Annotated in this window: 14 protein-coding genes; 10 read left to right on the top strand and 4 right to left on the bottom strand. The window is 63.4% G+C overall.

The features are described 5' to 3' along the window. Positions 1 to 1,815: 1,815 nt before the first annotated feature. The 4 genes from GEV06_19390 to GEV06_19375 all read left to right on the top strand — a co-directional run bounded on the left by GEV06_19390 (position 1,816) and on the right by GEV06_19375 (position 8,716). On the top strand, positions 1,816 to 6,396 hold the full coding sequence (locus GEV06_19390; protein ID MPZ20055.1) for an AAA family ATPase: 4,581 nt from the start codon (positions 1,816 to 1,818) through the stop codon (positions 6,394 to 6,396). A gap of 124 nt (positions 6,397 to 6,520) precedes the next feature. Continuing rightward, positions 6,521 to 7,726, top strand: coding sequence for an ImmA/IrrE family metallo-endopeptidase (locus tag GEV06_19385; protein ID MPZ20054.1), 1,206 nt, complete (start codon positions 6,521 to 6,523; stop codon positions 7,724 to 7,726). Then, positions 7,723 to 8,214, top strand: a complete 492-nt coding sequence (locus GEV06_19380; GenBank protein ID MPZ20053.1) for a DUF4411 family protein — start codon at positions 7,723 to 7,725, stop codon at positions 8,212 to 8,214. Before GEV06_19385 ends, GEV06_19380 begins: the two co-directional genes overlap by 4 nt. 316 nt (positions 8,215 to 8,530) lie before the next feature. Continuing rightward, entirely contained in the window at positions 8,531 to 8,716 is a 186-nt protein-coding gene (locus tag GEV06_19375) for a hypothetical protein (GenBank protein ID MPZ20052.1), read from the top strand. 452 nt (positions 8,717 to 9,168) lie between these two features. On the opposite strand, the gene GEV06_19370 is transcribed toward GEV06_19375, so the two are convergent. Further along, positions 9,169 to 9,402 (bottom strand): ribbon-helix-helix protein, CopG family, encoded by a 234-nt coding sequence (locus GEV06_19370; GenBank protein MPZ20051.1) that lies wholly within the window; start codon positions 9,400 to 9,402, stop codon positions 9,169 to 9,171. Positions 9,403 to 9,453: 51 nt separating this feature from the next. On the opposite strand from GEV06_19370, the gene GEV06_19365 reads away from it, so the two are divergent. Next, positions 9,454 to 9,648, top strand: a complete 195-nt coding sequence (locus GEV06_19365) for a DUF4160 domain-containing protein (protein ID MPZ20050.1) — start codon at positions 9,454 to 9,456, stop codon at positions 9,646 to 9,648. Beyond that, on the top strand, positions 9,645 to 10,112 hold the full coding sequence (locus tag GEV06_19360) for a helix-turn-helix domain-containing protein (protein MPZ20049.1): 468 nt from the start codon (positions 9,645 to 9,647) through the stop codon (positions 10,110 to 10,112). Before GEV06_19365 ends, GEV06_19360 begins: the two co-directional genes overlap by 4 nt. Before the next feature lie 533 nt (positions 10,113 to 10,645). Here the strand turns inward: GEV06_19360 and GEV06_19355 are convergent. Further along, positions 10,646 to 11,725 (bottom strand): esterase, encoded by a 1,080-nt coding sequence (locus GEV06_19355; protein MPZ20048.1) that lies wholly within the window; start codon positions 11,723 to 11,725, stop codon positions 10,646 to 10,648. 149 nt (positions 11,726 to 11,874) lie between these two features. Here GEV06_19355 and GEV06_19350 point away from each other — a divergent pair, with 149 nt between their 5' ends. The 3 genes from GEV06_19350 to GEV06_19340 all read left to right on the top strand — a co-directional run bounded on the left by GEV06_19350 (position 11,875) and on the right by GEV06_19340 (position 17,786). After that, positions 11,875 to 15,285 carry a TonB-dependent receptor plug domain-containing protein gene (locus tag GEV06_19350; GenBank protein MPZ20047.1) on the top strand — a complete coding sequence of 1,137 codons (3,411 nt, stop codon included), beginning with the start codon at positions 11,875 to 11,877 and terminating at the stop codon, positions 15,283 to 15,285. A gap of 138 nt (positions 15,286 to 15,423) precedes the next feature. Beyond that, positions 15,424 to 16,695: a mandelate racemase/muconate lactonizing enzyme family protein gene (locus GEV06_19345; protein ID MPZ20046.1), complete on the top strand. Its 1,272-nt coding sequence runs from the start codon at positions 15,424 to 15,426 to the stop codon at positions 16,693 to 16,695. A gap of 59 nt (positions 16,696 to 16,754) precedes the next feature. After that, entirely contained in the window at positions 16,755 to 17,786 is a 1,032-nt protein-coding gene (locus GEV06_19340; GenBank protein ID MPZ20045.1) for an RraA family protein, read from the top strand. 243 nt (positions 17,787 to 18,029) lie between these two features. Here the strand turns inward: GEV06_19340 and GEV06_19335 are convergent, their stop codons facing one another. Then, positions 18,030 to 18,959: an alpha/beta fold hydrolase gene (locus GEV06_19335; protein ID MPZ20044.1), complete on the bottom strand. Its 930-nt coding sequence runs from the start codon at positions 18,957 to 18,959 to the stop codon at positions 18,030 to 18,032. A 305-nt stretch (positions 18,960 to 19,264) separates the two neighbouring features. Further along, a complete protein-coding gene (locus tag GEV06_19330) occupies positions 19,265 to 22,522 on the bottom strand; it encodes a hypothetical protein (GenBank protein ID MPZ20043.1) in 3,258 nt (1,085 codons plus the stop codon). Between the two features lie 275 nt (positions 22,523 to 22,797). Here GEV06_19330 and GEV06_19325 point away from each other — a divergent pair, with 275 nt between their 5' ends. Further along, on the top strand, positions 22,798 to 23,937 hold the full coding sequence (locus GEV06_19325) for a hypothetical protein (protein ID MPZ20042.1): 1,140 nt from the start codon (positions 22,798 to 22,800) through the stop codon (positions 23,935 to 23,937). Positions 23,938 to 23,941: the final 4 nt, after the last annotated feature.

Genomic DNA, 23,941 nt, shown 5'->3' with positions numbered 1-23,941 from the left:
GGATTAACAATCAGGGAACCAGACTCGGCCAAGCTGACTTTGTTCTGACACTGCTGTCCGTGTACCACGGCGAGTTGCGCGATCGGATCGAGGAGCGCGCGCGGGCAATGTCGCTTGGGACGGTCGTGTCCATCGATACCCAACAGCTTCTGCGAGCCGTTTGCGGCGTCGCGTTCGGTCGCGCGCGAATGTCCGCGGTCTACCGATACCTTCGCGGTGTCGATCCAACGACGGGTGAAACGGATTCCGCCGGTCGCCTGAAGCGGCTGACCCAGCTCGATGAGGCAGCGAAAGAGTGCATTGAGCCAACGCCCTGGCGGGACTACCTGCTTCGAGTCCAACACGCGGGGTTCGTGAGCCAGGCGCTCATCGCATCAAAGAACGCGATTGTGAACGCCTATGCCTTTTACATCCGCGGCCGGAAGGTTGGTGTTCCCAAGAACAAGCTCGACGAGTTGATCGCGCGCTGGGTGTTTGGAACGCTGCTCACGGCTCGGTACTCAGGGTCGTCGGAGACGATGTTTGAACAGGACTTGGCACGGGTTGCCAGGCTGGATCCGGCCGACTCGGACGGTTTCGTACGAGCGCTCGACGATGCACTGAGCGAGACCCTCACCAACGACTACTGGACGCAAACGCTAGTGTCTGCCCTAGAAACGCAAAAAGGCCGGGCTCCGGCTGCCCTTGCTTTCCGTGCAGCCCAAGTCGTTCTTGGAACACGGGCATTGTTTTCTGATCAATATCTCCGGAATTTGTTCACTCCACCCGCACAAGGGTTGCGCGCCGCCAGCGAAGTGCATCACCTCTTTCCGGAAGCGTGGCTTCACGCTCGAGGGATTCGCGATCGTCGCCGTATCAACCAGGTCGCCAACCTGGCTGACGTCGGTTGGCACGAGAACAGCGTGATTGGAGCTCGAGGCCCGGCTGACTACGTTCCTCGTCTGCGGGAGAAGTTGAACATCGACAACGATCGATGGGGCCGACTGTGTGCGGAGCACGCCTTGCCCTTGCGATGGGAGTCGATGGAGTACGAGGAGTTTCTCCGCGATCGGCGGCGAAGAATGGCGGACATCATCCGTGTCGCGTTCCGCCAGCTTGGAGGCGAGTCAGACGCTCCACCGGTGATGCCGCCGTGGTTCCTCCCGGGCGCTGAGGCTGTGTGGCAAAGGATTGCCGAGACAGAGCGCGCCCTGCGTGGGATTGTCCGTGAGGTCTACGCACGATTCGGCGACTCGGCTGCGTCGAGAATCGAAGCGGCGGTGCCCGAGGGCGAGCGCCAGACGCTCACGCGAAACCTCGCGCGGCGTCCCGCAGGTGCCGACCCGCTCGGCATCGTCGACTACCTTTACCTCGGGCAGTTGCCAAACATCCTCTTTGCTCCGGATGTCCAGCAAGAGGCGCGTACCCGCTTCACCGGCGCACAAGACCCGAAGCAGCGACTCCTGGCGGCTGTCAGCCAGATCGCACCGGTCCGTAACGAGATCGCCCACGTCCGCGAGATCGATCAAGACCGGCTCCTTCGCGCGAGCGTTGCCTGCGCCGACGTTTTGGAGATGTTGAAAGGCAAGGCGTGATGTCGAGTAGAGCCCAGTCTGCGCGATGACCGACTGTGACGTAACTGTGCCGTGACGCTTGTCGATTCCGCGAATGAAGGAGGCGTGAACATAGCTCTACAGTGCTACGATCCAGCCGACAAGCACCGGGTCACAGCGTCGCGCTCCTCTACAGATATCGCTGAGCCCATTGACTTTAGAGGCAAACTGATCCGACCGTTTCGATGCAGGTTAACGGGCGGACGGCCGAAAAGACTGCTTGATGACCGACCAGCATGAGCGGACGTCCGGCCGACTGCTGCTCCACGGCTTGCTCGACTACATCCACGAGCAGGCGAAGGAGGTCGATCCGCGCGGCTACAGGCTTGGCGCGGTCAGGGGTTTCGTGCGGCGCAGTGACGAGTTGGTCGGGCTTCCGGGGGTCGAGTCTGACCTGAAGGTCGCCGGCGATCACATCTGGCTGCGCATTCAGCGCCTCGAGGGCAACCCACCGCCGCCGGTACCCGATAGCCAGAAGGGACTTTTCCGCGTCTCCAAGAACCCGGAGGGTCCCTTACCTGAACTCGATGAAGCAGCACTCCTTCATTGGCTCGAGAAGGCGGGTCGAGAGAAAACGCCACAAGAAAGACTTGAGCTCGAAGCGCAGGTTCGCGCGGAGGCGCTCCAATCACTCGTCGACTACGCCGGTCTCTGGAACGCCTGGGCGGAAGGAGAGCGCCCGCGTCGACGAACGATCACGCTCTACGCAGACCTGTTTGCGCTGAAGCACCAACTGGAGGCAGAAGAAACCGCCAAACCGCAGGAGTTCGTGTGCGGAATTGGCATCTCATACTGGCAACTGCAGTTCGACGGCTCGTCAATTCCGTTCGAGTACCCGCTCCTTACACAGGCCGTTGAGATCTCGCTGGATGACCGGACGCTTGCGCTCGAAGTGCGTCCGCGCGCAACCGACACGAACGTGGAACTTGACGCCTTCATCGCTTGCCAAGTCAGAGGCGCTGCGGATGTGGAGCGTGCGATCCGTGAGCACTTGTCACGCCACAAAGACGCGCCGGTTTCTCCCTTTGACAATTCCTCGTACTCAGACGTGCTCAAGCTCGCGGCGGGCAACCTAGATCCAGAAGGCAATGTTCGGGATGTGATTGTGCCAGGGGCCGCCCGTCCAGGTCCTGGTGAACATCTCATAGTGACGGGCGCCTGGGTGCTACTGTCACGTCCTCGCTCGAACAACTATCTGTTTGAGGACCTGAAGCGGCTCCAAGCAAAGCTTGAAAGCGGTTGCACTATTCCTGCCGGACCGGAAGCCCTCGTTACCTCTCCGTCAGACGAGCCCGTCAAATACGAGACGGTCCGTTTTCGAGGCATCTCAAGCCGTGGCGATAGCGGACCAGACAAGCCAGAAGAGCTGTACTTTCCCCTTCCATACAACGAGGAACAGGTAACCATCATTCAACGGCTCGAACGATCCCCCGGTGTGACGGTGCAGGGCCCTCCCGGTACCGGGAAGACGCACACGATCGCCAACATCGTCTGCCACTATCTTGCAACGGGTCGGCGCGTGCTCGTGACGTCTCGCGGTGAACGAGCGCTGGAAGTGTTGCAAACGAAGATGCCGGATCGGGTCCGAGCGTTGACCGTGTCGCTCCTCGCCAGCGATCGGGAGGGGGTTCGGCAGTTTCAAGCAGCGATCGAGTCAATCCAGCATCAAGTCTCGCAACTGAATCCAGAGCAGACGCAGCGGGACATCCTGACAACCCAGAGCGCTATTGATCGTGCCCACATCGAGCTCGCGAGGATCGACGCAAGGACTGATGAAATCGCCCATTCACAACTTGCCGACGTAGACATCGACGGCGTGCCCATGCGCGCGCAGGGTCTTGCCGAGCTCGTTGTTTCCGGTCGCGCGCAGTATGGTTGGTTCGATGACCCTCTGAGCCTTTCGACAGAGCACGCGCCGCCATTCTCTGGCGACGAAGCCGAGGAGCTGCGGTCTGCCCGGCGGCGGCTTGCGGCAGACGTCGCGTACACTCGGCACACAATCCCCTCTCCGGGAGACCTGCCAAGCGTTGCGGCGATTGCTGAGCTCCACGACGTTCTCTCTCGCTTGAAGACGCTCGACGGTCAGATCGCAAGTGGTGAGCTGATTGGACTGAGAGCTACGACTCCGGAGGTGTTGCAGGCTGCTCGCGCGTTGCTTGCTCGGGTGGAAGAGGCTCTGACGCTCGCAAAGGAACTGGAGAGCGTTGACGGCGGGTGGCCCTTCGAACTGCGCACCAAGTGTCGCGATTCGGCATTTGCTTCGGAGAGAAGGGCACTCGAAGCGCTCTATCCAGAGCTTGAGGCGATTGTCGAAGCGCGAGCCGAATTCCTGAAGCGGCCCGTCGAGTTCCCTGAGGAAGGGCTAACGAACATCAAGACCCGGCAAGCGGTGGAACGCGGAGCAACAAGCGGCAAGCCGTTCGGATTCGTCTCCCTCGGAAACGGCCAGGCCAAAGAACATCTGGGACGCGTTCGGATCGCTGGGAGGTCTGCTGAAGGTTCAGAGGACTGGTCACATGTTCTGCGGTACGTCGGGTTGCACGAGCAGGTGTTGTCCTTTGCGACGCGCTGGAACGAGATCGCGGAGGGGCTCTCTGCACCACCCTTGCAGGCCGGCATCAGATTCGTGAGAACAGTTGAATTGGTGGCCACCACAGGCTACAAGGCACACCGGCTCGCGACCGACTACGATCACGATCTTCCGAAGAGAGCGGCGGCCGTCTTCGATGAGCCACCGACGGCGCAACTTCTTGGAGGAGTTCGAGAGTTGGCGGTCGTCCGCGAGCAGTTGCTCCGTCACCTGACTCGAGCCGATCTCTCTCGAGCAGTAACGAACCTCGCCGTTCTGAAAGAGAAGCTCGCCGGCAAAACCGGCCCTGTCTCCGAGCGATTCCGTGGCTTCGTAGAGCGCACGCTGGGCAGTCCCGAGATTTCGGCAGAGCGAGCCGTAGCTGAATACAGCAACCTGGGCGCAGAACTTCAACGGCTTGCCGGTCGTGCCAGTGACATCAGCAAGGTCCGTGACTTATCGCAACGGATTCAGAATGCCGGGGCGCCGCGGCTCGCTGCTCGGCTTTGTTGTCAGGCTGCCGAAGCCAACGTCGACGATGCCGTGTTCCCCACCACATGGCGTAAGGCGTGGACGTGGGCTCGTGTGCGCACTCATCTCGAGACCATCGAGGCACGTCACGAGCTCGTCGCGATGGCCGCTCGTCGGAGAGACTTGGAAGCAGGCCTCTCGCGGCTCTACAAAGACATGGTGGCAAAGTCCGCGTGGCTTGCGACCAAGCGGAACGCGACGCCTCGAGTGCTTCAGGCGCTAGCGGGCTATGCAACCGCAATCCGTCGCATCGGCCAAGGCACCGGGCCGAACGCGACAAGATACAGGCGGGATGCCCGCGAAGCAATGCTGGATGCCGCCGGCGCGGTGCCGTGCTGGATCATGAGCCACGCCCGTATCTCTGAGGCTATGCCCGCAGACATCGGCGCATTCGATCTCGTTATCGTGGATGAGGCAAGCCAGTCCGACCTGTGGGCATTGCCCGCAATCCTGCGCGGCAAGAAGATCTTGATAGTCGGTGATGATAAGCAGGTCTCGCCGGATGCCGGTTTTATCGCCTCGCAGCGAATACAGGAACTCAAAGATCGCTTTCTCGCCGGCCAACCGTACGGAACGGAGATGACGCCGGAGAAATCGCTGTATGACCTGGCGGCACGCGTCTTCGCCGCTCAGCAGGTGATGCTCCGTGAGCACTTCCGATGCGTGCCGCCCATCATTGCGTACTCGAATCGGACGTTCTACAAGGGCGGCATTCGACCGCTTCGTATTCCGAAGCCGTCGGAACGCATCGATCCGCCTTTGGTGGACGTGCTCGTAAAGGACGGTGTGCGCAACAGGCGCGACTGCAACGAGTACGAGGCGCTGGCAATTGCCGATGAAATTACTGGACTGCTGAAGGACGAGCGTTTCAAGAGCCGGACGCTGGGTGTCGTGTCGCTCCTGGGGCTGGAACAAGCGAAGCACATCGACTCCGTTGTTCGACAGCGGTGCGACGCAGCGGAGCTTTTGCGCCGGCGCTTTGAATGCGGTGACGCGCGCAGTTTCCAGGGCAGCGAGAAGGACATCATGTTCCTGTCGATGGTGGTCGACCCAACGAACAGCAAGGCGCTGTCGGGGAACCTCTTCGACCAGCGGTTCAACGTTGCGGCGTCACGAGCAAGAGATCGAATGTATCTCGTACGGTCGGTCAGGTCTGCGGACCTGTCGGATAAGGATCTGCGGTTGACTCTCTTGGCTCATTTCGACAAACCGATGGTCACCGAGGAGACCGAGGAAGAGAACCTCATCGACCGTTGCGAGTCCGGGTTCGAGAGGCAGGTGTTCACCGCACTCACGGCGCTCGGCTATCGCGTTGTTCCGCAGGTCAAGACAGGAGCGTATCGGATCGACATGGTCGCAGAGGGAGCTAGCGATACGCGGCTCGCGATCGAGTGCGACGGCGATGAGTACCACGGCCCTGACCGGTGGCAGGATGACACGAAACGGCAGCGAGTCCTGGAGAGGGCGGGATGGACATTCTGGCGGTGCTTTGCGTCAACGTGGTCGCTGCACCGCGACGACGTGCTGGCGGAGCTGCTGGAGCGCCTTGGCGCAATGGGTATCGAACCGATCGGGGCTACAGACCGCATTCCGAGCCTAGTGGAGAGGAGAGAATGGGCACCACCGGCCCCAGACAACGATTCGCCGGATGAAGTTGAGGCGACGCTCAGACGAGCCGTCTCAGCCGACGGGGAGTCGGTGTGATTGAGTGACCAACGCCCTCAAGCTGATGATCCCATCATCGGGCACGAGCGCGTCGGCCCCCCGGTTCTTCCGTTAGCCACCTGAGACTCGGATAGCGACTACTTCGAAGGATAAACTGGTCACGATGTCCCTCGCCATCCCAGCCGAAGTGAACCCGACCCTACTCGCGTGGGCACGGGAGCAGAGCGGCTACCCAGCAGAGATCGTGGCGAAGCGTCTGGGCGTGAAGCTCGATCGGCTCGAAGCCTGGGAGCGCGGTGAGCGCAAGCCAACCGTGCGCCAGACCCAGGAGCTGGCCAAGTACTACCATCGTCCGTTCGGCGTCTTCTTCCTTCCGCAACCTCCGTCGATTCCGCCCCTGGCTGCGGAGTACCGCCGGCTGCCTGGCGTGCGTCCCGGCGTCGAATCACCCGAATTCAGGTTGGCACTCCGCGTGATGTTGCAGCGCAGAGAGCTGGCCATCCAGCTCAACGAGGAGCTTGGATTCACGATTCCGGAGTTCCGGACAACCGCCCGCCTTTCCGAAGGCCCAACAGCAGTGGGGCAGCGTCTTCGTGAAACGCTAGGCGTGGCCATCGAGCAGCAATTGGGCTGGCGGGACGAGTGGCAGGCGTGGCGCGAATGGCGTTCGGCCGTCGAACAAGCCGGCGTCATGGTCTTTCAGTTCCCCAAGGTGCCTCTCGAACAGACGCGCGGCGTCTCCGTGCTCGACTTTCCGTTGCCGGCGGTCGGTATCAACAGCAAGGAGAGTTCGCCTGGGGCACGCATCTACTCTCTCCTCCACGAGCTCGTTCACATCACCCTGGCGCTAGGCAAAGAGGAAACCGTTGCCTTGCGTGAGCCTCGGAGCGACACCCAATGGATGGAGGTCGAGCGCTTCGCCGAGGAGGCGGCCAGCGAGGCCATCATTCCGCAGAGTGCTCTGGAGCAGCAGCTCAGGGGCACAGCGGTAGGGCGTGATGGCTGGGACGTTGCGAGGGTGCGAGCGCTTGCCGCCAGGTTCCGCGTCACGCCGCTTGCGATGGCGACACGGCTGCGCAGCGCGGGAGCAATGAGCTGGGACGGCTACCGTCAGTGGCGGGCGGACTGGAACGACTACGTCTTGTCGCTCAAGCCGCGCAGGGGTGGGATCGCGTCTCCCGTTGACAAGACCCTTGGCCGAGCCGGCCGGCCGTTTGTCCAGCTCGTGCTCGAAGCACTCGACGCGAACCGGATCACTGCTGTCGATGCGAGCCGCTACCTCGATCTCAGGTTCGACCATATCGAGAAGCTGCGCGGCGAACTGACCAGCGGCGCCGCCGGCGCGTCCGTTGTGGATGGCGGCGATTGACCGGCGACCAGCCCATGTACTCGCTCGACACAAGCATGTTCATGGACTGGCAGGCGAGGTACTACCCGCTCGACGTTTTTCGATCGCTGGAAGAGAAGCTCCGACAACTCATTGACGCGGGCGAATGCGCAGCTGTGTCCCTCGTGAAAGAGGAAATCGATTCGGTCGGGACTCCAGGATTGCAGGCGTGGGCGAAGGGCGCGGCCGGTCTCTTCGTTCCGTTGACGACAGAGATTCAGCAGGCTGGCGCGGCGATCGAGGCGATGTATCCCGACCTGCTGGACGCAAAGAGCCCGTACCAGTCCGCGGACGCGTACGTGATCGCGCTCGCACAAATCCGAAACGGTGTCGTCGTGTCACAAGAGACGTCAGCAGCTGAAAAGCGCAAGCCGCCCAAGGACCACTACATTCCGGACGTGTGCCGTGAACTTGGCGTACCGTGCATCAATCTGCTCGGCCTGATGCGGCGCGAACGCTGGGAGTTGTAGTGGCCTGCAATTGCCGCCCGCGCTGTCAGGAGCGTGTCACCAGGCGGGCCACCCTCGTGGTCGAGTCCGGCACCCGCCTGTCCCGCGGAACCCGGTCCTGGCAATAGCCGCCTGTAGAATTAGCGATCAGCCGACGGCCAAACTAGCAATCAGCCGTCCACGGCGCTAACATCGGCAGCGTTGTGGCCCCAACGGATCATGCCTCATACAACAGGCCGAGGCGCAGTACGCGCCGAGTGGCCAGTCGTGGCGTAGCTTTGTCGGACGGCCACAATCGTCGCTGCCGGAGAATGGGAATCGCCTCGCGGAGACGGTCATGACGCAAGGACACGAACACGAGGCCATGGTCATGGATGTCCTGAAGCGGGCGGTGGCCGAAGCGCTCGAACGCAAGCGCAAACTCGGCCAGTACGCGGTGATCTGGCGCGAGGGCCGCGTTGTGTGTACTGGGCCCGATGCGCCCGTCGCGCCAGGTGTCCCGTCAGCCGGGAAGAAGTCGTAACCTCGTGAGGACCGTCGGCCGGCCCGCCGCCGTTCTCGGCTGAAAGGCCACGGGTGTTCGCAGTCCAGAACCGCCGCCGTCGCATAATGGTCACCAGGGTTGGCCACATGAGGATCAGCACGGTCAGGGAGTTCCGGGACAAAGCAGCGGGCCTTCTGCGCTCGAGGACACCGATCCTTGTGACCCGGCGCGGACGGCTGGCCGGAATCTTCTTTCCTCGGCCCGAAGTCACCTTTCCAATCGAACTGAAACACGAACTGTACGACATGCTCAGCAGGGACGTAGCCCGGCAGCTGAAACGACGAAAGGCCTCCGAAGACGACGTGCAGAACGACTTCGAGGCGTCGCGGAACAAGCGCCGTGCAGCTCGTCGCCGACGCTAACGTTCTCCTCTCCGCAGTCGTCGGCGGACGCGCGTCGCCAGGCGACGGGATGCCGAGTCACTCGGCGAGCTATCGGCCACCACCGAACAGCTCGCGCTCGTCGCCCCGCTCTGTCAGCGCGCGGACGATGCCCGCACTCGTCGGTTTGGGACGCCGGCGGTACTGCTCGAGCGCGCGAGCGACGTGCTGCCGGATGAATTCCGAGCGCGAAACCCCACGCTCGCGGGCAGCTCGGGAGAGCAGCCGATCGTCCGCCAGGGCGAGCGCAATCGTGATGGTCTTCTTCTTCTTGGAAAGTGCCATGGAGTGCTGTCGCGCGGTAACTGTTACCTTCTATGGTAACATCTTACATCGGTGGGCAAGTATCGGCGGGGTGGGTACGTCTTCATCACGTGGAAAGGCGATCACCCGCCGCGGCATGTGCACGTTTATCGCGACGGCAAGCTGATCGTGAAGTGGGATTTGGACAATCAGAAACCGATGAAAGGCGCGGCGACGCGGCGCATCCTGGAACTGATCAGCGAGCTGGAGGCTGAGGGGCTGCTGTGAAGATCCGCTCTGTCAGGCACAACAATCGGAAGAAGGTGTTCGAGGTCGGCACCTCGACGAAGAAGCTCGTGTTCCCGTTCTCGAAGGCGGCGCCGACACCGACGACCGAAGACCCGGTCACGGAGCTCTCCGTCGACCCGGAGGCTGGCCGGGAGGCGTTTACCTACGTGCTCCACTCCGGCCGCACCGGCACGGTGCACGTCGAGCAGGTGCTCGAGTACAACCAGGATCCAACGCTCCTCCGCGATCTCCTGTTGTACCGACTGACGCTCGAAGCACAGAAGCGAGTCGCAGAGAGCCCGCTCTCGAAGCGCGAGATCGTGCGAAGGCTCGGGACGTCTGCGGCGCAGTTGTATCGCCTTCTCGATCAGACGAACTACCGCAAGTCTGTCGATCAGGTCTTGGCCCTGCTGCAGGTGCTCAACTGCGACGTTGATCTGGTGGTTCGGACGAAGACCGCCTGACGAGATCTCAGCCGCAGACGGAATCGTGGGTCCCAGTGGTTTGAACGCAACACGCCTGAAGGCGTGCTCCTTCAACGCCCCGCGGACTGTGACGTAACTGTGACGTGACCCTGTCGATTGGGCGAGATCTATCGGGGTTTACGCTGATCGACCGACGTGACGCAATCGCGGCTAAATCGTTGGTTCTGCAACGGTAATGGAAATCTGCAGCACGCCATCGCAGACCGTCAGAGCAATTTCCAAGCGTGCACCTTAAGCCACTCGGTCATCTCTCCCTTTTAGAATGAGTCACTTGCAGCCACGCTAGTGGAGCCGGACGATTGTGAGCCATTCCAATCTACCGCGCTCACAGGGCCCTTCCAGTATAGCCGCTGGCACAGACGCGTGGAACGGTTCGAGGTCGGTTGAGCTCTGCGGCCCCGACGATTGTGACGAGCGGCCACGCGCCGATCGTCTGCAGAGATCACGTTCGGGTGTTCCGCGTTGCGCCTTCCGCGAATGCGAATCGGTGACGCTGACGGAACATCCTGTCGCTATCGACAGCCGGCATGAAAACAGAGAGTCTCGCTGAAGAATCGCAATACATGATGCTGGAAGCGATCGGCCACCGCACTCGTGTGCGTGCCCGGATACAGTTCGAAGCCGTTCGCAATTCCGTATTTGTCGAGGACGTCATGCAGCTTGCTGGCATCGGCCCGCAGGCGGTCCTTGTCTCCCACGTCGATCGAGATGCCGCGGTACTGGCGCAGACTGCCGACATATTGATCGACAAAGGCCAGCGGCGCGTTGGCCGCCCATTTGGCGAGGACGTCGGTCTGCACTGCACCATTTTTCGTCGAGAGGTCGAAGTAGAATGGCGGATTCTTCGGGTTGGGTGACCATGCCGATGCCGTCGCAAGCTGAACGCGCAGGAAGAAAGGCAGCCTCGCCGAGTCGTCTGGGGTTCTCACGGCCTCGAGGGCTTTCTCATTCTCGGGGTTTGCGGGTCCGGCTGCGCGCGGTGACAAACAGCACGGGCTCATGATGTAGAGGCTGCCGAACACGTCGGGATGCTTCATGCCGATGCGCGTCGCACCGTATCCTCCCATCGAGTGGCCGACCAAGCCACGGCTCAGTCGATGGGGAATCGTCCGGTAACGTGCGTCGACGTACGGCACGACATCGCGCGCAATGAACTGTTCAAAGTCCCCCGTGGTGATCGAGCTCGAATACATCGAGCCGTTGTGCACGGTCTTCGAATCGGGCAGCACGACAATCATTTCTCTCGCGCCCTGCGCGAACGCCCCCTCGATGGTTTGCGGCACATGGATCTCGTGCGTCCACTCTTCCGCCCCGATGGAATAGCCGTGCAACGCATACACGACGGGATACCGTCGGCGCTGGTCCTTCCCGTAACTGGGCGGCAGGAAGACGATTGTCTCGCGCTCGACAGCGTTTCCCTCGAGATTGCCTTCCAGTGACGCGCCGTGAATCTTGACGTGTTCCACGGTCACTGTCTTCGCGCCCTCAACGACTCGCGGGACGTCGGTCTTCACCTGTGCCAACATCACCCTGCCGCCGGCAAATGCCAGCGCAGCGAGAACCGCCAGACCGCCACGCGTGAGCGTCCTCATTGCTTCCCCTTCCGAGTCCCTGGAACCGGTTCTGGAACAGGTTCCCCTTGCGCGCCGACCCGGTTTCATGGTACTCGATTATCGATTCTTCTTGTCAGGCCAGAAGCCAACTGCGCCTCGAACGCGCGAGCGTCTGTTGGGAGGTAGTGATGGTGCTAACTTACTTTGCGCCCTTGCGTCTCGCTGCTGTGGTTCCCGTGCTCGTGACGTTGCTGTCGCCCCTTGCCGCCTCCGCCCAGGTTGCCACCGGGAGCATCGTCGGAGCCGTCACCGATTCGAGCGGTCAGGTCGTGCCCGGGGCTCAGGTCACGATTCGACACGTCAACCGGAACACCGCGACGACCCTCGTGACGGACCAGAACGGGGCCTACGCCGCGCTGTTCCTCGTGCCTGGCGAATATGAAGTGCAGGTCGAGCTGGAGGGCTTCAGGTCCTGGGTGCGCAGCGGCCTGGTCCTGCAGGTGAGCGATCGGCTGCGGATCGACGCGACGCTCGAGATCGGCGCGCTCGAGGAGACCACGACGGTCCTGGCCGGTGCGCCAGTCGTCCGGACCGACACGTCCGAAGTCGGCACGGTCATCGAGGAAAAGGCCGTCAAGGAGCTGCCGCTGAACGGCCGTAACTTCGCGACGCTCGTCTACCTGGTGCCGGCCATCACGCCGGGGCAGGCCAACGAGAACCTGTCGGGTGCGAGCACGTTCAACCCGCGCGGGGCGTCGAACTTCAACGCGCTCGGCCACCAGGCCAACTCGAACGGCTGGCTCGTCGACGGCATCGATAACAACGAGTTCACCTTCAACACGGTCATCGTCGCCCCGTCCGTCGAACAGGTCCGTGAGTTCAAGGTGCTCACGGGCGTCTTCTCCGCGGAGTTCGGCCGCGGCGCGGGCGTCGTGTCCGTGTCCACCAAGTCGGGCGCCAATCAGCTCCAGGGCACGGTGTTCGAGTACCTGCGTAATGACGCGTTCGATGCGCGCAACTTCTTCGTGCGGAAGACCGTGGCGCCCGACGGGTCCCTGATCAAGGACCCGGTCCCTCCGCTCGACCGCCACCAGTTCGGCGGAGCGCTCGGAGGGCCGCTCGTGATCCCGGGGCTATACAACGGGCGCAACCGCACGTTCTTCTTCGCGGACTATGCTGGCATCCGGGAGACGCGCGGCGTGACGACGGTCAACACGGTGCCGACCGCGGCGACGCGGCTGGGCGACTTCAGCAACTACCGCGACCGGGACGGCAACCTCATCGTGATCTACGATCCCCTGACGACACGGGTGGACGGGCAGGGACGCGTGGTGCGGGATCCGTTCCCGAACAACGTCATCCCGCCGGATCGCATCCACCCCGTCGGGCGGAACATTGCCAGCATCTATCCGACGCCGAACACCGGCTCGGGCAACTTCGACAACTTCATCTCCACGCCCAACCGCGAGATCAACGACAACGCGTTCTCCGGCCGCGTCGACCACCGGGTGACGGACAACGACTCGTTCTTCGTGCGGTTCAACTACGGCCGGTTCAGGCTGGATGCGCCCCAGGGTCAGGCGAACTGCTGTCTGCCGACCCCGCCGGATGCCGCCGCCATGTTCGACCTCGGCCCGTTCGTCGCGGGCATCCAGAACACGACGCTCACGACCCACGGCGCCGCGTTCAATTACTCGAAGGTGCTCGGTCCCACCTTCGTGAACGAGCTCCGCGTCGGCTATGCCAAGACCGAGCCGTTCACCACGCAGTCCGACTTTGGCCATCGCGCAGCCGAGTCGCTGGGCATCCGTGGGATCAACATCAGCGACATCACGTCGGGGCTGCCGAACATCGACGTGACGAACTTCACGGGCATCTCGGGCGGTCCGTCGTTCCTGCCCGTCAACCCGAAGCAGTTCCACTACCAGATCGAGGACGCGCTGGTCTGGCTCAAGGGGCGCCACCAGGTGAAGTTCGGCTATCGCATCGTCGACCGCTTTCCGTCGCCGATGATTCACGACAACACGCGTAGCCAGATCACGTTCGGCACGAGCTTTGTGAACGACCCGCTGACGAACACCGGCGGAACGGGGCTCGCGGCCGTGCTCCTGGGCAACTTCAACAACGCGTCACGCGGCTTCCTGCTCGAAGTACCCAACTTCAGGGTCATCGAGCAGGCCGCCTTCGTACAGGACGATTTCAAGGTCAACAGCCGGCTGACCGTCAACGCGGGGCTGCGGTACGAGATCTTCCGTCCGCCGACCGAGGACCAGAATCGCCTCGCGAACTTCGACTTCCAGGAGCTCCGCCTCGTGTATGCCGGCGAGGACGGCACAACCCGCAGCGCGAACAAGAAGACGCGCTACAACAATTTCGCCCCGCGCCTGGGCCTGACTTACGCCCTGACCGGTGACCTCAGGACCATCCTGCGGACCGGCTTCGGCATTACCCACTTCCCCAGCCCGTACGCCGCGGGCAACCTGAACCATCTCAACGTGCCGTTCACCATCTCGCAGAACGTCCAGCACCAGACCAACCCGCTCGACTTCAGCGAGGTGCGGACGATTGACAATCCGTTCCCTTTGATCGTTCCCATCAAGCCGCGCACAACGGAGGAGCTCCTCGCGGCCAATCCGCGTGTGATTGGCCACGGCTACGAGAACGAGACGGCGTACGCGGAGCAGTGGCATCTCGGGATCGAGCGCCACCTGTTCTCCTCGATGCTCGTGGAGCTCGAGTACGTCGGCAGCGCCGGGAAGCATCTCACGCTCTGTTACAACCCCAACGAGGTGCAGCCAGGGCCGGAGTCGCTGGAGTCCCGCCGCCTGATGCAGCAGGTCGCCGGCCTGAGCAACATGCTCCAGTGCGACCCGCGCAATCGGTCTACCTACCACGCGGGCACGGTCAAGCTCCAGCAGCGCTTCAGGAACGGCCTGCAGTTCCTGGTGAGCTACACGTATGGCAAGTCGCTCGACTACGGCGGCGCGGCGGCCAGCGGTGGTGGGGCCGTGGGCGGCGGGCAGACCGTCACCAACATGGACGCGTGGCACGGGCCGTCCGGGTACGACACGCGTCACCGCACGGTGATCAGCTATGTGTACGAGCTGCCGTTCGGTGCGGGGCGCCGCTGGCTGCAGGACGCCGGCGGCGTGCTGCAAGGCATCGCGGGCGGCTGGCAGCTCGCCGGCATCACGACAGTGACGACAGGCCGCCCGTTCACAGTGAGCCTGCAGACCGGCGTCAACAACGGTGCGCCGAGCTGGCCGGATCGCATCGGCTCCGGGAAGCTGGACGAGCCCACCGTCGACCTCTGGTTCAACCCCGCCGACTTCCAGGCGCCGCCCCCCAACACCTACGGCAACTCGGGGCGCGGCATCCTGTACGCGCCGGGGCATGTCAATTTCGACATGTCGCTGTCGAAGCGATTCAGCCTCGCCGGCCGATCGAATCTCGAGCTCCGATGGGACGCCTTCAACCTGTTCAACCATCCGGGCTTCGGCTTCCCCAACGACAACATCGGAGACCCGAACGCGGGACGAATCACGACGACGATCGTGGACAACCGAAGCATGCAGTTTGCGTTGAAGGTAAATTTCTAGCGGGCCGCGGCTTTCAGCCGCGCCCCCCGACGCTCACTTGACGCACCCAAAAACTTGACTCAAGAGTCAAGTTTCGGTACCTCAAGGGTTCTGAGAGCGGCGCGTACGTAGGAGTGGCGCCGCAGGAGGTGACGATTCATGCCGCGACTGACTCGCCGTGACCTGATGTGCAATGCGCTGTTCGCGCCGATAGGGCTGCTGGGCGTTCCCACGCTGAGTGCCGCGGTGCAGCGAGCGTCCTCGCCGTATGGACGGCCCAAACTGAAAATTACCGACGTGCGGACCGCCGAGGTGATGGGCCACGGTTACCAGCTGCACGTCCGCGTCTACACCGACCAGGGCCTGTTCGGGCACGGGGAGGGGACCGACGCCGTCCAGGGCGGCGTGCCGCTCGTCGGGATGTTCCGCCGCTTCCTCGTCGGGCAGGATCCGCTGAACGTCGACTTTCTTTTCGAGCGGATCCGTACGTCCGGCATTTTCGCTGGCGCGCAGGCGGGCCAGTACGTCGCCGCGTTGACCGCGGTCGAGACCGCCTTGTGGGATCTCGCCGGCAAGGCGCTCGAGCTGCCCGTCTATCAGCTGCTTGGCGGCAAGCAGCGCGATCGGATTCGCATCTACTGCGACTCGCAGACCAACAACCGGGACGACCCCGAGGCCGAGAAGAAGCTGCAGCAGATCAAAGACCTCGGCTTTACTGCCGTGAAGATCGACATCGACGACCGCAACGATCCGATGCGGTGGGATAGCGTCAACTGGACGGCCAGCAACGCCGAGATCGACCACATGCTCGACAAGGTCGCGTTCATGCGCGAGTCGTTCGACAAGCGCGTGGACCTTGCGGTCGACATGCACGGCCGGTACGACATGACGACCGGCAAGCGCGTCGCCAAGGAAGCCGAGCCGTTCAAGCTGCTGTTCCTCGAAGAGCCAGTGCCGGCCGAGAACGTCGACGCGATGCGCGACATCCGCGAGTCGACGTCGACACCGATCTGCTGCGGCGAGAACCTGTTCCTGCGGCATGGCTTCCGCGAGGTGCTCGAGAAGCGCGCAGCCGACATCATCATGCCCGACCTGCAGAAGTGCGGCGGGCTGCTCGAGGGACGGAAGATCGCGGACATGGCGCACACCTACTACGTGCCGTTCGCGCCGCACTGTGTGGTGTCGCCGATCGGGACGATGGCCTCGTGCCATGTCTGCGCCGCCGTGCCGAACTTCCTGGTGCTGGAGTGGCATTGGATCCCGCGGCTCGACCTGTGGCGCAACTTCGTTCAACAGGGCGAGATCATCCAGAAGGGGTTCGTGACGCTGACCGATCGGCCCGGTCTCGGCGTCGACATGAACGAGGAAGTCACCCGCAAGGCGCAGGTCCCGAAGACGCCGTGGTTCGTGGCTGCGGAGCCCGCCTCGTGAGCGGTGATGAGGCAACCATGCGCTTCGATTCTTGCCGCGTTCTAGCAGGCCGCGACCTAATGGCCGCGCCCCCCGACGCTCACTCGAGAACCCGGAAACTTGACTCGTTTGTGTCAAGTTTCGGGTTCTCAAGGGTTCTGGCACGATTGACGTGTGCCGCCGCTCTGGTGGCCCTGGCCGCGGTACATGCCTTCGCGCAGCCGGGAGTCCTCACCCGCGAGCTGCTGATCAAATACACGCCCGATTGGAAAGGCGAACGTTTTCCCGACGGCCGGCCGAAGGTTCCCGACGAGATCCTGGAGCGCATGAAATCCGTGACGCTCGAAGAGGCCTGGGCCCAGTTGCGCGCCGCCGGTTTCAACCATCAGTACGAGGACGAGTGGCTTTCGATTCATCCTGAGAACGTGCTGGTCGGCCGCGCGCTGACGGCTCAGTGGTTGCCCGGCCGTCCCGACATCCACAAGGCGATTGAGGAGCAGGGCAAGAAGGATGGACGCGTCGGAGGCCAGAATGCGTGGCCCGTCGACATGCTTCAGACAGGCGATGTCTACGTGTGCGACCACTTCGGGCTGAAGGAGGACGGGCCGTCAGTTGGCGATAACGTGGCGAACGCCATCTACGCCCGAAGCCACAACGGCATCGTCTACGATGGCGCCGTGCGCGACATCCGTGGATTGAACGAGCTGGAGAGCTTCGTGGCGTTCGTCCGCCACTACGATCCCTCTCATCACTTCAGCACGCTCTCGAGCGGTCCGCGGCTGAATTCAACCATGATCGGCATCAATGCTCCGATTCGCATCGGCAAGGCGACGGTCATGCCCGGCGATGTGGTGCTGGGCCGCGACGGCGGCGTGATGTTCATTCCCCCGCAACTCGCGGAACAGGTGGTGCAGCACTTCGAGCTGACACGCCTGCGCGATCTATTCGGTCACCAACGGCTGCGCGAGGGCAAGTACACGGCCGGTCAAATCGACGCCGCCTGGTCTGCCGCCATTGAGGAGGATTTCACTGGCTGGTTGCGCGACAACATCGACAAGCTCCCGGTGGCGAGAGAACAGGTGCAGGAGATTCTCGAGCGGCGACAGAGATAAAGATCGGCGGTGCTGGAGGGCGCGTCAAACGCGCCTGAACACCGGTCACTTGAACACCCACGCCGTGATCGCGGGCGACGGCCTCATGCAACGTCGTCTGGCCGTAGTCTGAAGCGCGGTGATGCGGTCCCGACCGGGCCAGGATCAACTTGAACCCTCGAGCTCATAGGGAAAGAGCCCCAGTAAACGCGAACGCCTACCGATTCACGGTCGAGAACGACGACGATCTGTTCGTGGGGCTGACTACGATTCGCTGAGGAAGCTCCGCAGCACTTCGAGTGTCTGCGCCTTGTTCTCACGACGGACGTTGTGCCCGGCGCCGGTGATGTGAACGATCTTCCCCTTCCGCAGGCTGGCAGCCACCTCCTCGTTCTGTTTTCTAAGATCGCCCTGCGCATCGGCTTTGAGGATCAGTGTGGGCGCCGTGATCTTCGCGAACAACTCGCTCATCGGCGGACGCGACGCCGGACTGTTCGAGACGGTGTTCGGGTGGTGACGGCGCTTGGAGGGCGCCCAGAGCTCGCATTCCGACCGGCCCCACTTCGGCGAGTTTTCCATGCAGCCTGCCACGAGCTCGGCCTCGCTCATGTTGTTGCGTGCCAGGATATTCGCGCGTCGCTCCTCCGGGCTGGCCTGCGTCTGCGCTGTCGCGGCGCCGGCCCGGCGCACGAGTCTAGGATCCTCGAGGATCACGGCGCGCGGGATGTCGGGATACTTCGCTGCGAAGTGCGCGACCGACGCGCTGCCCATCGAGTGGCCCATCAGAATCGGACGCTCCAGCCTCAGCGCCTCGATCAGCCCCGCGAGATCTTCCACCTGCACGGCCGGCGGATCCGCGGGTGTCGGGGGATCCGAGAGACCGTGACCGCGAGCGTCGAACATGATGATGTCGTACCCGTCCTGCAGTTCCTTCGCCAGGTTCGTCCAGCACAACCCATCATCCGATGATCCATGGGCCAGGACGAGCGCTGGCTTGTTCTCACCGCCGGTCCGCCAGTAGTGGCTGCGAATGCCATTGGCCATCACGTATCCGTCGGTCCAGCCGGCGGGCGGCTCCGGGCCGGCTGCGGCCGGCGCTGCACACAGCGCGAACAGGGCGAACGAGGCAATCAGCGTCCTCGGCGACATTTCGGCTCGTCCTTCCACGGGTTGACGGTTCGACACGCGTTTCATCGGTCTAGCCGGCCCGAACTATAGCATATGGGCCGTCTTCTGCAGATCGTGACCTGGCTCGTGCACGACGCAGGCTGGCATCTGAAGGATGGCGGCATCGTACGCCTATGATCACAAGCTCTTCTGATTAGCCTGACCTGGCGGAAACTCGCCCTCGAGCAACGTCTCATGACCAACGAGAACCTCCGGAAGACCATGGCGGATTATCACAGCCTCATCGACCATGGTCGGAGGGAGATCTACCGAATTGAGAACTGACGTCTTCAGCCCGACGGCGGTGGGTCCCAAGCGCCCGGGCACGAAGGTCAGAACGCGAAGCGCACGGCGAGCTGAATCACTCGCGGGTCGTAGGCGTCGCTGATCACGCCGAAGCTCGACCCACCCCAGGTGCCGTTCGGGTTCTGATAGTTCGTCGCATTGAACAGATTGAAGGCTTCGACACGCACATCTGCGTGCCGGTCGCCCAGCGCGAAGCGCTTCACGAGGCTGAGGTCCACCGTGAAGAACCCGGGACCCCACGCCGAGTTGCGGGATGCGTCTCCCGGCGTGTTGATCGGCTGGAGCGCGTAGGCCGTCGGGTCGAGAAACGCGAAGCGGTCGGCGTGCGCGTCCGACGTTCGGTTGGGGTCCCCCAGGAGATTCGGCCTGAGCGAGCCGCCATTGCGGCTGAGGAAGCTGTAGCTCTCGCCCGTGTTCGGGTCGACGCCGTTACCGGCGAGCGATACGTTCACCGGCAGCCCCGATCGCGCGGTCCAGATCGTCGACAGTTGCCAGCCACCGACGAGGGCATCGACCAGCGGGTTCATGTCACCGCCAATCGCGCGCCCGCGACCGATCGGGAGTTGCCAGACTTCGGAGAGTGTGAAGCGGTGGCGCGGGATCTGGCCGTTCGGGCCCCGTTCCCCGCGCAGCGCCTGTTCCACGTTCGAGAGGTCCGGGTTGACGCGAGCCTGCACGCCGTTGGCGCCAGCGCCCCAGGCCCCCACCTCGTCTTCCGCCCGGCCGTAGCTGTACGACGCGAGCGCGTACAGGCCGCCTGACAAACGCTTCTCGAGCTTGGCCTGGAGCCCGTGGTAGCTCGACTGGCCGCGCGTGATCGCGTTCTCAATCTGTTGCCAGCCCGGGTACGGCCGATTGGCCGCCACCGCTCCGTCCTGTCCAAACTCCACAGAGTTGACCGGGACCATCGTGAGCAGGTTGCGTCCGGCGTTGCCGACGTAGGCGAGCTCGAACGTGGTCGCCCACCCGAGCAGAACCTCGCTCGCCACGTTCCACTGGTAGACCCTGGCCGCCTGCTGGTCACGCTCGCGCGCCTTCACCGAGACGGTGGACGGATCGTAGTCGGCGAGCAGATCCGACGGGAAGGGATCGGAGACACCGATTGGCGACGAGGTGCCGGCGCCCACGAGCGACGCCTGGACGAGGGCAGGCGGGTTCAAGGCAATGATCCCTTCGCTGCCCCGCATGTCCTCCATCGAGTAGAACACGCCGAAGCCACCGCGCACGGCGAGTCGATCGGGCACCGCCTGCCAGGCAACGCCGAGACGCGGCCCGAAGTTGTTCCGATCGGAGTCCATCAAGTACTTGTCGCCGCCACTCGGCAGCACGAGCTCGCCGGTGGCAAAGTCGAAGTTCACGTTGGTGTTCTCGCCCGCGCCGTAGTAGGGCGTCGTGTACTCGTAGCGGAGACCGACGTTCAGCGTCAGGTCCGGCCGGAGCTTCCAGTCATCTTGGATGAAGCCGGCATAGGACTGCTGGGCCCAGTCGATGATGGGCAGCGTGGTCGCGCTCAACGTACGCGGCAGGCCGAGCAGCAGGTCGGCGATGCTCTCACCCGATACCTCGCCCGTGAAGGTGTACGCCGGTGTTCGTCGCACGATGTCCACCAGCTCGTTGTCCTTGAGGCGCACCTCGACCCCGGCGCGGATCGCGTGCGTGCCGACAGCCATGGTCAACGTGTCGAGAAACTGCCAGTGGTGCGGGTTCTGATACTGCGGCCGGAAGTTCCGCGTTCCCAGGCCGTTGTAGTTGCTGGGCGAGATGAGTGGCAAGCCGCCGGTCGTGCTCATGAAGTCCGGCAGGCCGACGAACCCGAACTCGCTGGCGGTCTGTGCGGTGGCAGTAGCATGCGCGAACCGAGAATGCGTGCGGTTGTAGCCCACACGCGCCTCGTTGACCATGTTCGTTCCGATGGTCCGCGACCAGCTCACGCCCACGCTCTGATTGCGATTGTACTGCTCACCCTGGTTGCCGACGCCGTCGCCCAGCCCCTCGAAGATGGCGTCGCGATAGATGTCCTGCTGCAGGAAGCTGTACCGCGCCATCACGCGGTCGGACGTCCCGAGGGCGTAATCGGTGCGCAGGTCGAACTTGTGAGTCCTCTCCTGACCGGGACGCTGTACACCGTAGTTCTCGATCACCCGGCCGCCGGCCGCCGGGGACCCTGGCAGGGTCGGCGTTGGATAGAGCTCCATCAGCGCTGCACCGAGCGGGTCCCATCGGTCTCGTGGGATGGTGTTGTTCGGAAACGGCGTGCCCGTGAGCGGATCGATCACGCTCGTCGCGAACTGCCCGTTGCGCTGCGCGTCAGTGGGCACGTTCGTCAGGAACGTGTTCGAGAAGTTGCGTCGGAAGCCTTCGTAGGAGGTGAAGTAGAAGGCGCGGTTCTGGAGGATCGGCCCACCCAACGTTCCGCCGAACTGATTCCAGTCCAGGTCCTCCTTCTCGGCGTCGATCAGGTTGGCACGCCACGACGTCGCCGCCAGCGCCTTGTCACGATTGTAGTAGAACGCCGTCCCACCCGTGGTGTTGGTGCCCGACTTGAGCGACACGTTCACGACCGCGCCGGCCGAGCGGCCGAACTCGGCCGAGAAGCTGTTGGTCTGCACCTTGAACTCGCCGATGGCGTCAGGTGAGGGCTGCACGACCTGTGCCGAGAGCGACTGCGCGTTCTGCGTGCCCTGGTTGTTGTCGAAGCCGTCGAGCATGAAGTTGTTCTGCGTGTGGTAGTTGCCATTCGACACGAACCAGCCGGGGCCGCGCGTCTCGACGGTCATCGTGCTCGCGGCCGTGCCTGGTACGAGGAGCGCCAGCTCCGTGTATCGCCGGCCCGCGAGCGGCAGCTCCACGGCGACATCGCCCTGGATGACCTGTCCGAGGGAGCCCTCTTCGGATTGCACCGGCGCCCGTGGCGCGGTGACCTCGACTGTCTCGACGAGCTGGGAGACCTCCAACGAGACGCGCACGAGGCGACTCTGCTGAACGCCGATGGTCACCTCCCGCGTCAGCACGGTCTGGAAGCCCGATAGCGCGACTTCAATCACATACGTGCCACGGGGGATCGGTGAGACGCTGGCGTAGCCATCGGCGTTGGTCACCCGCGTATCGCTCACATTCGTCGCACTGTTGGTCACCGTGACATCCGCACCTGGAAGCACGGAAGCGGTGTTGTCGACGACGAGCACGCGCAAGCCGCCGGCATCCGACTGTGCGAGCGCGGCCGTGGCCGCTCCGAGGAGCAGGCCGACGGCGAGCAGCCACTGTCTCCAGATTGTCGAGGTCATCTCCGGACTCCTTCCTGGACCACACACGCGCGTCCGGTTATTCGCGATCCTGTTCCAGTCGAGCGATGGTCACCAGACCGATGAGCTAGACATATTATGCGCGCACCTCGTGACACCGGGGTGACGAAAGCGGTTCCCTTGCGGATCCTGTGGGGGATTCAGCTTGGCGAGACGCCTGGAGTCCTTGCAAGGGGGAATCGTGGCACGATCGCGACCGCCGATGAGACTATAGAAGGATGTCGCAGGGAGCCGCAATCACCTCCTCGATGGCGCCGATGACGGGACAGGCGTATAGAGCTGCCCGGTTCGTCTCGCCTGCCGTGCACGCGTACTTCGCTCGCCATCACGCGGAGGCGCGCAGCCGCGGCGAGATGCCTGCCGCCTCTCTTCCGGACGTTGCGACGATCGAAGACATGATCGATGCGGCGTTCTGGGCGAGCCTGCGACGGGAAGAAGGGTACCTCCCGCGGATCTCGCTTGCCTTCCTCGCTCCAGAGGTTGCCGCGTACCCGCTGAGGTTCGAGCGGCCGCTGCTCCTTCGTCCGGAGGCGCTGACCCGCGTCGCACCTGCTGTGGAGCGCGCGGGCATTCATCTGGGCGTATGGCCAGGTCAGCACGGCTTGTGCGTCTGGGGCACGACCCACACCGTGCCCGCGTGGTCGGTCGTGCTCGAGGTCGCCGCGCCAGGCTTGCTCGTCCTCAAACATCACCGCGGCGATGAATCAGGCAAGTTCGTCAACGTCGCGGTGCTCGAAGGGGACCAGGTGAAGGTGGTGGACGAGCACGGCTGGAAGCTGCCGGACTGTCCGCCGCTCGTGATGAGCATGCTCGGCCTGTGCTCGGCAGCAGCCTGGAACGACTCGTCCAATCTATTGGTGCCGCTCGCCGTCTCGATGCGCGCACACGGACGGGGAGGATCCCTGCTCGTCGTGCCGGCGGGCACCGACACCTGGCGAGAGTCAATCGTCCGCCCGATTCCGTACGCCGTGTCGCCTCCCTTCTCCGAGCTGGCGTTCCTGAATCGTGCCGCTCCTGATGAGACGCGCAGCCAGCCGTGGCAGGAGGCACTCGATCGCGCCGTAGCCGCGGTTGCGGGCTTGACCGCAGTCGACGGCGCCACGCTGCTCACCTCGGAGTACGACTTGCTTGCGTTTGGTGTGAAGATTACACGCCGCAAAGACCGGGCGCAGGTCGCTGAGGTGATGGTGACGGAACCGATTCAAGGCGCGGCGGCGGCGGTGGTCGGTCCGGAGCAGCTCGGCGGAACGCGACATCTCGCCGCGGCGCAGTTCGTCCACGATCAGCGAGACAGCATCGCGCTCGTGGCTTCACAGGACGGCCGATTCACGATCTTTGCTTGGTCCTCAGCCGCGTCGACCGTTCACGCGCACCGCATCGAAATGCTCTTGCTCTGAGACG

This window comes from Luteitalea sp., from assembly GCA_009377605.1.
Taxonomy (GTDB): Bacteria; Acidobacteriota; Vicinamibacteria; order Vicinamibacterales; family Vicinamibacteraceae; genus WHTT01.
This window is presented reverse-complemented; position numbering and strand designations above follow the sequence as displayed.